A 13,992-nucleotide genomic window follows, 5' to 3' on the forward strand; every position below is an offset into this window, starting at 1 on the left:
CGCCTGCCGAAGCGTTGAGCAAGGGATGACGCTTTTTCACACCTTACGCGGCGGTTCAAACTAGCTCACTATTGAGGCACTTCACCCCATGCAAGCGCATCAGCGAATGTTAGATCCGACGCCTAACGGCCTGCATTCCGGCGAGTCCCCGCTGCTTCAGACGCTCGGGCTCACCAAGCGCTATGGGGATTTCCTCGCCAACGACTCCATCGACATCGATATCTGGCCGAAGGAAATCCACGCGCTGCTGGGCGAGAACGGCGCCGGCAAATCCACGCTGGTCAAGGCGATCTACGGGCTGATCCAACCCAGCGCCGGCGAGATTCGCTGGCAGGGCGAACGAATCGTGCTGTCGGGCCCGTCGGAAGCTCGCAGCCGCGGCATCGGCATGGTGTTCCAGCATTTCTCGCTGTTCGACAACCTCACCGTTGCCGAGAACGTCGCGCTCGGCCTCGATGGGAAAGAATCCTTCAAGGACATGTCGGCGCGGCTGGAGCAGGTGTCGAAGACCTATGGACTGCCGCTCGACCCCAGACGCGAGGTCTGGCAATTGTCGGTCGGCGAGCGCCAGCGCATCGAGATCGTCCGTGCGCTGATGCAGGATCCGAAATTCCTGATCCTGGACGAGCCCACCGCCGTCCTGACGCCGCAGGAGGCCGACCAGCTCTTCATCGTGCTGGAGCGGCTGAGGGCCGAAGGCCGCGCCATTCTCTACATCAGCCACAAGCTCGAAGAGGTGAAGCGCCTCTGCGACACCGCCACGATCCTGCGCGGCGGCAGGAAAGTAGACACCTGCAATCCCCGGCTCGAGACCGCCGCCTCGCTCGCGCGCATGATGGTCGGCGGCGAGATCAAGGAGGTCAAAGCGCCCGCCGGCCGCAAGACCACCGTGCCGCGGCTCGTCGTCAACGACCTCTCGCTCGCGCCGAGCGAAGCGCACGGCGTTCGGCTGGAGCACATCTCGTTCGAGCTGAAGGGCGGCGAGATTCTCGGCATCGCCGGCGTCGCCGGCAACGGCCAGGACGAGCTGTTCGCCGCGCTCTCCGGCGAGCGCCTGTCCAAGGACCCCGGCACGGTGGTGATCGAAGGCATCGCCGCCGGGCATCTGTCGATCACGCAGCGGCGCAAGCTGGGTGCCGCTTTCGTTCCCGAGGAGCGGCTCGGTCACGGCACCGCACCGCGCATGAAGCTGTCGGAGAACGCGCTGCTGACCGGGCACGCCGCCAGCGGCATGGTTCATCGCGGCTTCATCGACACCGCCGCGACGCTGAAGACCGTCGATCGCGCGACCGAAACCTTCGACGTGCGCAAGGCCAAGCGCGATCCGGAGGCTGCGAGCCTTTCCGGCGGCAATCTGCAGAAGTTCATCGTCGGCCGCGAGATCCTGCGCAACCCGGCAGTGCTGGTGGTCAGCCAGCCGACCTGGGGCGTCGATGCCGGCGCCGCCGCGGTGATCCGCCAGGCGCTGCTCGATCTCGCGACCGCCGGCGCCGCGGTGCTGGTGACAAGCCAGGATCTCGATGAGCTCGCCGAGATCGCCGACCGCATCGCCGTGATGTTCCACGGCCACCTGTCGGCGCCGCTCGCAACAAGCGAAGCGACCCGCGAAAAACTCGGCCTTTTGATGGGCGGCAGCAGCCTGGAGCCGAAGGAGGCCGCGCATGCAGTTGGTGCTTGAGAAGCGCGCCGAGCGCTCCAACACGATCGCGCTGGTCTCGCCGCTGATCGCGATCGGCCTGACGATCGTCACCATGACCATCCTGTTCGCGATCCTCGGCAAGAATCCGCTCCTCGCCCTGCATGCCTATTTCATCGCGCCACTGACCGACGGCTATTCGCTCCAGGAGATCGCGGTGAAGGCGACGCCGCTGGTGATGATCGCGATCGGCCTGTCGCTCTGTTATCTCGCCAATGCCTGGAACATCGGCGCCGAGGGGCAATTCCTGATCGGCGCGGTCGCCGGAAGCTGGATCGCGGTGAAGACGCAAGGCACTGACGCCGGGGCCTGGGTATTGCCGGCCATGCTCGTGCTCGCAGCCGCTGCAGGCGCGCTCTATGCGCTGATCCCGGCGATCTGCAGGGTGAAGTTCGGCGCCAGTGAAATCCTGACCAGCCTGATGCTGGTCTATGTCGCCGACCTCTTCCTTGATTATCTCGTGCGTGGCCCCTGGCGCGATCCGCACGGTTTCAACTTCCCGACCACCGCCGAATTCGATCCGGTGGCGACGGTGCCGCTGCTGATCGAAGGCGGCCGGCTGCATCTCGGGTCGATCATCGCCCTGCTCGTCGTTGCGGCGGCGGCGATCCTGCTCGGACGAACCATCAAGGGTTTCGAGATTCGCGTAGTCGGCGCAGCGCCCCGCGCGGCGCGGTTCGGCGGATTCAACGCCGACCAGCTGATCATCCTGACCTTCGCGGTTTCCGGCGCGCTCGCGGGCCTTGCCGGCATCATTGAGGTCGCGGGTCCCGTCGGGCATCTCCAGCCCGGCATCTCGCCAGGCTACGGTTTTACGGCGATCATCGTCGCCTTCCTCGGCCGGCTGAACCCGCTTGGAATATTAATTGCAGGTCTTTTTCTCGCACTGACCTTTATCGGCGGCGAGCAGGCGCAGATCGCGATGAAGATCCCGTTGGATGTCACCAAGGTGTTTCAGGGCATTCTGTTGTTCTACGTGCTCGCCTGCGACTCCCTCATCCTCTACCGCTTCAAGCTGGTCTTCCCGAACCGACAGGTGGCCCGTGGAACTGGTTGAAGCCATCATCCTTGCGGTGCTCGCCGCCTCGACGCCGCTCCTGATCGCGGCGACCGGCGAGCTCGTGACCGAGCGCTCCGGCGTGCTCAATCTCGGCGTCGAGGGAATGATGATCGTCGGCGCGGCCTGCGGCTTTGCCGGCGCCTGGCTGACCGGCTCGATTCTGGTCGGCGCGCTGTTCGGCATCGTCGCGGGCACGCTGATGTCGCTGATCTTCGCGCTGATGGCGCTCGGGCTCGCCGTCAACCAGGTCGCAACGGGCCTCGCGCTGACCATTCTCGGCATCGGGCTCTCCGGCCTGATCGGCGCCGGCTTCGTCGGCGAGCGCATCACGCCGGCTGCGCATCTCGCCCTTCCCGGCCTCACCGACATTCCGCTGGTCGGCCGCGTGCTGTTCGGCGAGGACGCCTTCGTCTATTTCTCCATCGCGCTGATCATCGGCGTCTGGTGGTTCCTGTACTGCACGCGGGCGGGCTTGATCCTGCGCGCCTGCGGCGACAATCACGTCTCGGCGCATGCGCTCGGCTATCCCGTGCTGCGCATCCGCACCTTCGCCGTGATGTTCGGCGGCGCCTGCGCCGGCCTTGCCGGCGCCTATCTGCCGCTCGCCTATACGCCGTTCTTCATTCCGGGCATGACGGCGGGTCGCGGCTGGATCGCGCTGGCGCTGGTGGTGTTCTCGTCCTGGCGGCCGGGCCGGCTCGTGGTCGGTGCTTATCTCTTCGGCGCGGTGACCATCCTGCAACTGCACGCGCAGGGCTGGGGCGTCGGCATTCCCTCGCAATTCATGTCGGCGCTGCCTTACCTCGCGACCGTCATCGTGCTGGTCCTGTTGTCCCGCGCGCGCACCGGCGGCTCGACCGCGCCGGCCGCGCTCGGCACCGTGTTCGTGCCTGACCGCTGAGTTTTCATTTCCGCGACGGGCGCGATGGGGCGCGCACGCTGCGGATCGTGGCTTTCCCCGACTATCTGGAGATTGATGATGAGAAAATCACTTCTTGCGCTGGCTGCCGGGCTTCTGCTTGCCGGAAGCGTCAGTGCCGCCTCCGCCTCCGACAAGCTGAAGGTCGGCTTCATTTACTTGGGCCCGGTGGGCGACCTCGGCTGGACCTACCAGCACGAACAGGGACGCCTGGCGCTGGTGAAGGAATTGGGCGACAAGATCGAGACCACCACGCTCGAGAACGTCCCTGAAGGTCCCGACGCCGAGCGCGCCATCGAGCAACTCGTCCGCGCCGGCAACAAGCTGATCTTCACCACCTCGTTCGGCTACATGGACCCGACGCTGAAGGTCGCCAAGAAGTATCCGAACGTGCATTTCGAGCACGCCACCGGCTACAAGCGCGACAAGAACATGTCGACCTATTCGGCCAAATGGTACCAGGGCCGCTATATCCAGGGCCTGATCGCGGCCAAGATGTCGAAGTCGGGCGTGCTCGGCTATATCGGCTCGTTCCCGATTCCCGAGGTCGTCTCCGGCATCAACGCGACGATCCTCGCGGCGCAGACCATCAATCCGAACATCAAGGTCAAGATCATCTGGGCCAACACCTGGTTCGACCCGGGCAAGGAAGCCGACGCCGCCAAGGCGCTGATCGACCAGGGCGCCGACGTGATCATGCAGCACACGGACTCGCCGGCGGCAATGCAGATCGCCAGCGAACGCGGCAAGCTCGCCTTCGGTCAGGATTCCGAGATGATCAAGTTCGGGCCCAAGACCCAGCTGACCTCGATCCTCGATACCTGGGGCCCCTACTACATCGAGCGCGTCAAGGCCGAGTTGGCCGGCAGCTGGAAGTCCGAGGACACCTGGGGCGGCCTGGACAGCCACATGTTCGCGATGGCGCCCTACACCAACATGCCCGACGACGTGAAGAAGATGGCCGAGGATGCCCAGGCCGCGATCACCGCCGGCAAGCTGCATCCGTTCAAATGCCCGATCGTTGGGCAGGACGGCAAGGAGGTCGAGTGCAAGGGCGGCGCCAATCTCGCTGACGGCCAGATCCTTGGCATGAATTTCTACGTCAAGGGCATCGACGACAAGCTGCCGGGCAAGTAGCACGCTTCTTGCATTGCCTGGACCACCTGCTCCTCCCGGAGGAGGTTCGGAGGGGGTAGCCACAAGCACCCGGCACTTGTGGTTGCCCCCTCTTTCTATCCCGCCTGCATCGCCCGCGCCGCGGAACTGTGGCGGCGGATGAGATCGGCGACATCCAGTCCCGGAATCGCGCCGTCGATCACGGCCCATTGTCCTGCCACCATGACCCGGTCGGCCCGGTATGCCCCGCACAGCACCAGCGCGGCCAGGGGATCGCCATGGCCGGAGAAACGCAGTTCGTCGAGCCTGAACAGCGCCAGATCAGCTGCCTTGCCCACGGCAATCTCGCCGAGTTCCGGCCGGCCGACACAGGCCGCCGAGCCCTTGGTCGCCCAGCGCAGGGCATCCTTGTGGCTGACCTTCGTCACCCCGTAGCGCGCCCGTTGCAGGAGGAACGCGGCCCGCACCTCCTGCATCAGATTCGACCCGTCGTTCGAGGCCGAGCCGTCGACGCCGATGCCGATCCCGACACCGGCATCCTCCATCTCGCAGACCGGACAGCAGCCGGACGCCAGAAGCTGGTTGCTACAGGCGCAGTGGCTGATGGTCGTCCTGGCCTTGCCGAGCCGCTTGATCTCGTCGGCGTTGAAAAAGATGCCATGGGCGAGCCAGGTCCGCGTATTGAGCCAGCCGCATTGCTCGAGATAGTCGAGTGGACGGCAGCCATACATCTGCTGGCAGAATTTGTTCTCGTCCTCGGTCTCGGCGAGATGGGTGTGCAGGCGCACGTCGAGCTTGTCGGCGAGATCGGCGGTGGCGCGCATCAGCGACGTCGTCACCGAGAATGGCGAGCACGGCGCCAGCGCGATTTGCACCATCGCGTCCGCCCCGCGCTGGTGATGCTTGGCGACCACGCGCGCGCTGTCGGCGAGAATGGTGTCCTCGTCCTGCACGACGCTGTCGGGCGGCAGCCCGCCGTCGCGCTGCGACAGGTTCATCGACCCGCGCGTGAGCAGCACGCGCACGCCGAGCCGTTTTGCGACTCCGACCTCGATATCGACGGACTCCTCGAGCCCCGCCGGGAACACGTAGTGATGATCGGTCGTGGTGGTGCAGCCCGACAGCAGCAGCTCGGACATCGCCACGGTCACACCGAGCTCCAGCGATTCCGGCGTCATCCTCGCCCACACCGGATAGAGCGCCTGGAGCCAGGGAAACAGCTCGCGGTCCATCGCCGCCGGCAGCGCCCGCGTCAGCGTCTGGTAGAAATGATGATGGGTGTTGATAAGGCCCGGCAGCACGACGTGTTCGCTCGCGTCGAACACCGCGACATCCGCCGTCGCAGGCACGCCGCCGGCCGGCACGAGCTCGACGATCCGGCCATCCTTCACCACGATCCCGCGCCCGGCGCCGTCGGCGAGGATGGCCAGGGGATCCCTGATCCAGATCGGCTTTGCGTCGCTCATGATCCTGTTTCTCCCCACATCCGCTGACGGCAGACCTGCAAGGCGGAGGCCAGCCCAATCGCGTTCCCGCTGCGACTTCTTGTTGCGACTTGGCTCTGGTCTTGCAAGACTTTCTCTCGGTACAAATCACTCGATGCAAGCGCTGGCGCAGCCATGGACTTGAATACCATCACAGCCGTAGCCCATCCGCAAACGCGCGCGCAGCTGCCCGTTTGGACGCCAGGCGATGCTTGGCTCGCAGGCGGCACCTGGCTGTTCTCGGAGCCGCAAGCGCAGCTGACGCGCCTGATCGATCTCACCGATCTGAAATGGCCGGCGCTGACGATCACCGAGAGCCATCTCGGCATCGCCGCCACTTGCACCGTCGCGCAGATCGACGGACTCGCCTGCCCGGCCGACTGGCTCGCAGCGCCGCTGATCAACCAGTGCTGCCGCGCGTTCCTCGCTTCGTTCAAGATCTGGAAGACCGCGACCGTCGGCGGCAATCTCTGCATGTCGCTGCCGGCGGGACCGATGATCTCGCTCACATCCGCGCTCGACGGCGTCTGCACGATCTGGAAGGCCGGCGGCGGCGAACAGAAGATTCCCGTGATCGACTTCATCACCGGCAACCAGCGCAACCGCCTGACGCCGGGAGACCTGCTGCGGCAGATCGATATCCCGATTGCCGCGCTGAAGCGCCGCACGGCGTTTCGCCACATCTCGCTCGCCCCGGTCGGCCGCTCGGCGGCACTCCTGATCGGCAGCCTCGATGCCGATGGCACGCTGGCGCTGACAGTCACCGCATCGACGGTGCGGCCGATCCGCCTCACCTTTCACAAAGCCCCGGACGCGAGCGCGGTTCGCGACGCGATCGTGCAGCAGATCACCGATGACCTCTACCACACCGACATCCACGGCAAGCCGCTCTGGCGCAAGCACATGACGCTGCGGCTCGCCGAAGAGATTCGCGGCGAACTCCTGGGGGCAACGCCGTCATGAGCTTCGAGATCAACGGCAAGACGTTTCCGCAGGAGCCGCGTGCCGGCCAGTGCCTCCGCACGTTCCTGCGCGAGCTCGGTCATTTCGGCGTCAAGAAGGGCTGCGATGCCGGCGATTGCGGCGCCTGCACCGTGCTGCTCGACGGCGAGCCGGTGCACAGCTGCCTGATCCCGGCGTTCCGCGCCGAGGGGCGCACTGTGACCACGATCGAGGGCCTCGGCGGCGAGCTCGGCGCGCATCCGATGCAGCAGGCCTTCCTCGATGCGCAGGGCTTTCAATGCGGCTTCTGCACCGCCGGCATGATCCTGACCTGCGCCTCGCTGAACCAGGCGCAGCGCACCGATCTCGGCGCCGCGCTGAAAGGCAATATCTGCCGCTGCACCGGCTATCGCGCGATCGAGGACGCGCTGCTCGGCAAGATCAACGTCGAGGAGAGCGTCGAGGCCGGCGCCGCCTTCGGCCGCAGCCTTCCGGCGCCAGCAGGTCCCGATGTCGTGCGCGGCAAGGCACGCTACACGTTCGACACGCAGATTGACGGCCTGCTGAACATCAAGCTGCTGCGCTCGCCTCACGCGCACGCCAGAATCACCGCGATCGACAAGTCTGCGGCGCTCAGCGTTCCCGGCGTGCATGCGGTGCTGACGCATGAGGACGCGCCATCGGTGCTGATCTCGACCGCGCGGCACGAGAAGGACTGGATGGACCCCGAGGACACCCGCATCCTCGACGACGTCGTGCGCTTCATCGGCCAGAAGGTCGCGGCGGTCGTCGCCGAAAGCGAAGGCGCCGCCGAGGAAGCCTGCCGGAGGCTCAAGGTCACTTACGAGGTCCTGCCTGCGCTGATCGATCCAGAGCAGGCGATGGCGCCCGGCGCGCCCATCATTCATCCCGACCGCACCACCGAGAACCGCGTCGCCGACGCCAGGCGCAACCTTGCGGCTGAGACCCATGGCGAGTTCGGCGATGTCGCAGCAGCACTCGCCACATCCGCCGTCACCTACGAAGCCACCTTCCACAGCCATCGCGTGCAGCACGCCGCGCTGGAGACCCATGGCGGCCTCGCCTGGCTCGACGCCTCCGGTGTGCTTAACGTCCGCACCTCGACGCAGGTGCCGTTCCTGACCCGGCGCGCGCTGTCGGACATCTTCCAGCTGCCCATGGACAAGGTCCGCGTGTTCTGCGAGCGCGTCGGCGGCGGCTTTGGCGGCAAGCAGGAGATGTTCGTCGAGGATATCCTTGCGCTCGCCGCGCTGAAGACCGGACGCCCCGTGAAGCTGGAGCTCACCCGCGAGGAGCAGTTCATCGCGACGTCGACGCGGCATCCGATGCGGGTCCACATCAAGGCCGGTGCCGATGCCGACGGCAAGCTCACCGCACTCCAGCTCGACGTGCTCTCCAACACCGGCGCCTACGGCAATCACGCCGGCCCGGTGATGTTCCACTCGCTGTCCGAGTCCATCGCCGTCTACAATTGTCCGAACAAGCGGGTCGACGGCTACGCCGTCTACACCAACACGGTGCCATCGGGTGCGTTTCGCGGCTATGGCCTGCCGCAGACGCTGATCGCGATCGAGGCCGCAATCGACGAGCTGGCCGGGCAGCTCGGCATCAGCCCCTACGACATGCGCCGGCGCAACATCGTCAAGCCAGGCGACCCCATGCTGTCGCCGCCGCCATCCGAATTTCACGACGTGCTCTATGGCTCCTACGGGCTCGACCAGTGCCTCGATCTCGTCGAGCGCGCGATGCAGGCGGATGGCCCGCGGCCGGAGCTGTCGCCGGAATGGCTGATCGGCGATGGCATCGCGCTGACCATGATCGACACCGTGCCGCCCGCCGGCCACATCGCGGACGCCATGATCGCGCTCAACGACGACGGCGGCTTCGATCTCACCGTCGGCACCGCCGAGTTCGGCAACGGCACCAGCACGGTCCACCGCCAGATCGCGGCGACGACGCTGGCGACCACCGTCGACAGGATTCGCCTGCGCCAGTCCGACACCGCCCATGGCGGCCACGACACCGGCGCCTATGGCAGCGCGGGCACCTTCGTCGCCGGCAAGGCGACGCATGCAGCCGCCATGCAGCTTGCCACGGACTTGAGGGCGGCCGCGGCCGGCGCCTGGCTTTGCGATGTCGGAAGCTGCGCGCTCGAGGACGAGTTCGTCGTGAGCGGCGTCAGGCGCATGTCCTTTGTGGAGCTTGCGAAGCTTGCGCGCGAACGCGGCCAGCCGCTCGCAGCACAAGGCAATTCCGGCGGCACGCCGCGCTCGGTCGGCTTCAACGTGCAGGGCTTTCGCGTGGCGGTGAACAAGGGCACCGGCGAGCTCAAGATTCTCAGAAGCGTGCAGGCCGCCGACGCCGGCGTCGTCGCCAATCCCATGCAGTGCCGCGGCCAGGTCGAGGGCGGCGTCGCGCAGGCGCTTGGTGCTGCGCTCTACGAGGAGATGGTGATCGACGCGGACGGCCGCGTCACCAACGCCAAGTTCCGCGACTACCACCTGCCCTCCTTCGCGGACGTGCCGCGCACCGAAGTCTTCTTCGCCGAGACCTCCGACACCATCGGCCCCTTGGGCGCGAAGTCGATGAGCGAGAGTCCGTACAATCCGGTCGCCGCGGCGCTCGGCAACGCGATTGCAGACGCCACCGGCATCCGCTTCACGGCGCCGCCGTTCAAGCCGGACCGGCTGTTTCCGGCGCTGCACGATAAATTTGGTTAGGCCTATTTTGGGGGATTCATTCGTGAGCAGCGAGGTCCATCCCGTCGACGAAGTCCTGCCGGTCCCGCGCCTGCTCGCGCTCGGGCTCCAGCATGTGCTGGTGATGTATGCCGGCGCGGTCGCGGTGCCGCTGATCATCGGACGCGCGCTGAAGCTGCCGCCGGAGGACGTCGCCTTCCTGATCAGCGCCGACCTGTTCGCCTGCGGGCTTGCGACGCTGGTGCAATGCCTCGGCTTCCCCGGCGTCGGCATCCGCCTGCCCGTGATGATGGGCGTAACGTTTGCCTCGGTCGGACCGATGCTCTCGATGGCCGCCGCGCCCGACATCGGCCTGCTCGGCATCTACGGCTCCGTCATCGCCGCCGGCCTGTTCGGCATCGTCGCCGCGCCCTTCGTCAGCCGGCTGCTGCCGCTGTTTCCGCCGGTCGTCACCGGCAGCATCATTCTCGTCATCGGCATCTCCTTGATGCGGGTCGGGATCAACTGGGCCGGCGGCGGCCTGCCGACCTTGACGAAGGTCGTCGACGGCGTTGCCGGCAGCTTTCCCAATCCGGCCTATGGGCAATTGCAGGGGCTCGGCATTTCGCTGTTCGTGCTGCTTTTCATCCTCGGCCTGATCAAATGGGGCACCGGCTTCCTCGCCAACGTCTCCGTGCTGCTCGGCATCGTCGCCGGCGCCGTGCTCGCGACCATTCTGAGCGTGATGCATTTCGACAAGGTCAGTGCTGCCTCCTGGGGCGCGCTGGTGATCCCGTTCCGCTTCGGCATGCCGCAATTCCACCTCGTGCCCGTCGTCACCATGTGTGTCGTCATGATCGTGGTGATGATCGAGTCGCTCGGCATGTTCCTCGCGCTCGGCGACATCACCGGCAAGACGGTCGACCGCGAAGCCCTGAGCCGAGGCCTGCGCGCCGACGGCGTCGGCACGCTGCTCGGCGGCATCTTCAACACCTTTCCCTACACCTCGTTCTCGCAGAATGTCGGCCTCGTCTCCGTCACCGGCGTGCGCTCGCGCTGGGTGACGGTGACGGGCGGCTGCATCATGCTCGGCCTCGGCCTGTTGCCGAAGCTCGCGGCGCTGGTCGAGGCGGTGCCGCTGGTCGTGCTCGGCGGCGCGGGCCTCGTGATGTTCGGCATGGTCGCGGCAACAGGCGCGCGCATCCTCACCTCGGTCGATTTCCGCACCAACCGCTACAATCTCTTCATCGTCGCGATCTCGATCGGCTTCGGCCTGATCCCGCTCGCCGCGCCCGGGTTCTTCCGGAACCTGCCGCATGATCTACAGCCGCTGCTGGAGTCCGGCATTTTGCTTTGTGCGGTGGTCTCGGTACTGCTCAACGCCTTCTTCAACGGCTTGGGCGGCGGCGCTGCGGCCGAGGCGGATGCAGCGGCAGTCGCGTCATCCGCACAACATGTCTAGCTAGCTGCCGCGATAGGTCGCGTAGCTCCAGGGCGTGACCAGCAGCGGCACGTGGTAGTGATTTTCCGGCTCGCTGATCGCAAAGCGCAATGGGATCTCGTCGAGGAACGGCGGCTCCGACAGCGGCACGTTGCGCTCGGCGTAATATTTGGCGACGCGGAAGCGAAGCTCGTAGCGGCCGATCGGAAGCGGACGGCCGCCGATCAACGGCTGATCGGTACGCCCATCCGCATTGGTGACGGTGCGCGCGATGACGCGGCTCTCGCCGAGACTCGCAAGCTCGATCAGCTCCACCGGGATGCCTGGCGCGGGCTTGCCGGCGTGATTGTCCAGCACATGCGTCGAGAGCCGGCCGTGCACCTTGAGCTTGTCGTCGGCGACGACGAGCTGGTCGAGCCGCAGCGCCGAGATGCGGCCGATCTCCTCGATCGCACGTCGCGTCTCGGTCTTGGCAATATTGAGCAGCCGCGTTTCGAAGTCGCGCAGCACGGAATCCTTCGTGTGACGGCGCACGCAGACGATGTAGGGGAAGCCGAACTTTTCACGGTACGCATTGTTGACGCGCTCGAACGCGGCATATTCGGCGTCCGACAGCCGGTCGAGCCCGGCGCTGTTCTGCTCGTCGGTCGATTCCGCCGTCAGGCCCGCGGCGCGCTGGGTCTTGTTGGCGAGATCGGGATGCGCCCGGATCAGCGCCAGCTGCACGTCGGGCTCGGCGCTCTGGATCGCGGCCATCAGCGCGGCGTGCAACTGGTTGATGCCGGTGAACGGCCGCTGCCCGGCGAGCTTCTCCGCAATCCACGGCGAATATTCGACGACATTGGCGAGGGCCGCGACGAAGTCGGCTTTGTCGGCGGCGTTGAGATCGGCGAGCGAGATTTGCGACATCACACCTTCACCCGATCTCGAAGGCGTCGGCAGCAAGATGCGCGTGCTTGTCGTGCCAGTGCTGCGCGATCTGGAGCCGCGTCGGCACCCAGACGCGCTCGTGCTTGCCGATGTAATCCAGGAAGCGGATCAACCCCGCGGCCCGGCCCGGCCGGCCGGCGAGGCGGCAATGCAGCCCCACCGACATCATCTTCGGCGCGGTCTCGCCTTCGGCGTAGAGCACGTCGAAGGCGTCCTTCAGATAGGTGTAGAACTGCTCACCTTCGGCAAAGCCCTGCGGGTTGATGAACCGCATGTCGTTGGCGTCCAGCGTATAGGGAATGATGAGCTGCTTGCCCCTGGCGCCCTTGACCCAATAGGGCAGATCATCGGCATAGGAGTCGCAGAGATAGAGGAAGCCGCCCTCCTCCATCAGGAGGCGGTTGGTGTTGATCGAGGAGCGCCCGGTGTACCAGCCGAGCGGCCGCGACCCCGTCGCCTCGAGGTGGACGCGGATCGACTCGGCGATCTCGGCGCGCTCCTGCGCCTCGGTCATGTCCTTGTGCTCGATCCATTTCAGGCTGTGGCTGGCGATGTCCCAGCCGGACTCCTTCATCGCGGCGACGATTTCCGGATTCCGCTTCAGCGCGGTGGCGACGCCGAACACGGTGGTCGGCCATTTGCGCTCATCGAACATCCGCCACAGCCGCCAGAAGCCGGCGCGCGAGCCATATTCGAACATCGATTCGATATTGGCGTGGCGCTGGCCCGGCCAGGGCTGCGCGCCGAGCACGTCGGACAGGAAGGCTTCCGAGGCGCGATCGCCGTGCAGGATGTTGTTCTCGCCGCCTTCCTCGAAATTGACGACGAACTGCACCGCGACCCGCGCGTTGCCCGGCCATTGCGGATGCGGCGGGTTGCGGCCGTAGCCGCGGAGATCGCGCGGGTAGCGGGTATCAGTCACTCAGACTTCCTCGAAGCGGATCGGCAGCGCGCCCTTCCACAGCACGCTCTTGCCCAGCGTCGCCAGATTCTCCAGCCCCGAGGTCACCGTGATGAAGTGATTGCCGGCGAGCTGGCCCATCTTGCTCGCGAAGCTCACGCCGCCATAGGCCATCAGGATCTCGGTCTCGCTGATGCCGCCGGGATAGAGGATGATCTGGCCCGGTGCGGGATAGCTGGTGTGGTTCTCGTAGCCGACGCCGAAATCGAGGTCGCCGAGCGGCATCCACACCGCCTCGCCGCTCCAGCGCACGTGGATGATGTGGCTTTCGAACGGCATAGCCTTGCGGAACGCGGCAACGGTCTTGGGCGCCAGTTGCTCCTCGAAGCGAGCATCGAAGGTATAGTCGCCGGCACGGATAACGAGTTTGCTCATCTCATCTCTCTGGATCGGGGGCTAAAGGCCCCACGGGGAACTTTCAAGCAAAGAGCATTCCATCGGGCTTCGCGCAAGGGGCGCGGCCCCTCACCTGCGGTCGTAGGACCAGCCGAAAATGCCGCTCCGCCGCGTCTCCGGCTCGGGCTCGGCGGCAGGCGGCGGCGCCTCCTTGAGTTCCGCCTGCGGCGGGGGTGGAGGCGGTGCGGGAAGGTTCTCGCATTTCATCGAGTAGACCAGCTTGCCGTCCGCGGTCCGCCCGATCGGCGCGCAGGGGTCCGGATGCGCCGCCGCACTCTTCGGAGTGAGCTTGACCTGCGCCGCGGCCGGCGAGGAGATCAGAAGAAGGACCAGCAGATATTTCGACAT

12 protein-coding genes are annotated in these 13,992 nt (G+C 66.2%); 7 read left to right on the plus strand and 5 right to left on the minus strand.

Annotated elements, in window-relative coordinates; translation table 11 throughout:
- Window positions 1-106: 106 nt before the first annotated feature.
- The 4 genes from BJA_RS31160 to BJA_RS31175 all read left to right on the plus strand — a co-directional run bounded on the left by BJA_RS31160 (window position 107) and on the right by BJA_RS31175 (window position 4,812).
- On the plus strand, window positions 107-1,678 hold the full coding sequence (locus BJA_RS31160) for an ABC transporter ATP-binding protein (protein ID WP_011088896.1): 1,572 nt from the start codon (window positions 107-109) through the stop codon (window positions 1,676-1,678).
- Entirely contained in the window at window positions 1,662-2,753 is a 1,092-nt protein-coding gene (locus tag BJA_RS31165) for an ABC transporter permease (RefSeq protein ID WP_011088897.1), read from the plus strand. Before BJA_RS31160 ends, BJA_RS31165 begins: the two co-directional genes overlap by 17 nt.
- On the plus strand, window positions 2,740-3,657 hold the full coding sequence (locus BJA_RS31170) for an ABC transporter permease (protein WP_011088898.1): 918 nt from the start codon (window positions 2,740-2,742) through the stop codon (window positions 3,655-3,657). Before BJA_RS31165 ends, BJA_RS31170 begins: the two co-directional genes overlap by 14 nt.
- Before the next feature lie 78 nt (window positions 3,658-3,735).
- On the plus strand, window positions 3,736-4,812 hold the full coding sequence (locus tag BJA_RS31175) for a BMP family ABC transporter substrate-binding protein (protein WP_038966719.1): 1,077 nt from the start codon (window positions 3,736-3,738) through the stop codon (window positions 4,810-4,812).
- A gap of 95 nt (window positions 4,813-4,907) precedes the next feature.
- Here the strand turns inward: BJA_RS31175 and BJA_RS31180 are convergent, their stop codons facing one another.
- Entirely contained in the window at window positions 4,908-6,257 is a 1,350-nt protein-coding gene (locus BJA_RS31180; protein ID WP_038966720.1) for an 8-oxoguanine deaminase, read from the minus strand.
- 153 nt (window positions 6,258-6,410) lie between these two features.
- Between BJA_RS31180 and BJA_RS31185 the strand changes: the two genes are divergently transcribed.
- The 3 genes from BJA_RS31185 to BJA_RS31195 are packed head-to-tail and all read left to right on the plus strand — an operon-like array spanning window position 6,411 to window position 11,378.
- Window positions 6,411-7,238 (plus strand): FAD binding domain-containing protein, encoded by an 828-nt coding sequence (locus tag BJA_RS31185; RefSeq protein WP_011088901.1) that lies wholly within the window; start codon window positions 6,411-6,413, stop codon window positions 7,236-7,238.
- Window positions 7,235-9,958, plus strand: a complete 2,724-nt coding sequence (locus tag BJA_RS31190) for a molybdopterin-dependent oxidoreductase (RefSeq protein WP_011088902.1) — start codon at window positions 7,235-7,237, stop codon at window positions 9,956-9,958. Before BJA_RS31185 ends, BJA_RS31190 begins: the two co-directional genes overlap by 4 nt.
- Before the next feature lie 22 nt (window positions 9,959-9,980).
- Window positions 9,981-11,378, plus strand: coding sequence for a nucleobase:cation symporter-2 family protein (locus BJA_RS31195; RefSeq protein WP_011088903.1), 1,398 nt, complete (start codon window positions 9,981-9,983; stop codon window positions 11,376-11,378).
- Here the strand turns inward: BJA_RS31195 and uraD are convergent, their stop codons facing one another.
- The 4 genes from uraD to BJA_RS31215 all read right to left on the minus strand — a co-directional run bounded on the left by uraD (window position 11,379) and on the right by BJA_RS31215 (window position 13,992).
- On the minus strand, window positions 11,379-12,266 hold the full coding sequence (uraD, locus tag BJA_RS31200) for a 2-oxo-4-hydroxy-4-carboxy-5-ureidoimidazoline decarboxylase (RefSeq protein ID WP_038966721.1): 888 nt from the start codon (window positions 12,264-12,266) through the stop codon (window positions 11,379-11,381).
- A 7-nt stretch (window positions 12,267-12,273) separates the two neighbouring features.
- On the minus strand, window positions 12,274-13,209 hold the full coding sequence (puuE, locus tag BJA_RS31205) for an allantoinase PuuE (protein ID WP_011088905.1): 936 nt from the start codon (window positions 13,207-13,209) through the stop codon (window positions 12,274-12,276).
- Window positions 13,210-13,623 carry a DUF3830 family protein gene (locus BJA_RS31210; RefSeq protein WP_011088906.1) on the minus strand — a complete coding sequence of 138 codons (414 nt, stop codon included), beginning with the start codon at window positions 13,621-13,623 and terminating at the stop codon, window positions 13,210-13,212.
- Between the two features lie 90 nt (window positions 13,624-13,713).
- On the minus strand, window positions 13,714-13,992 hold the full coding sequence (locus BJA_RS31215; protein WP_038966722.1) for a hypothetical protein: 279 nt from the start codon (window positions 13,990-13,992) through the stop codon (window positions 13,714-13,716).

The organism is Bradyrhizobium diazoefficiens USDA 110 (genome assembly GCF_000011365.1).
GTDB lineage: Bacteria > Pseudomonadota > Alphaproteobacteria > Rhizobiales > Xanthobacteraceae > Bradyrhizobium > Bradyrhizobium diazoefficiens.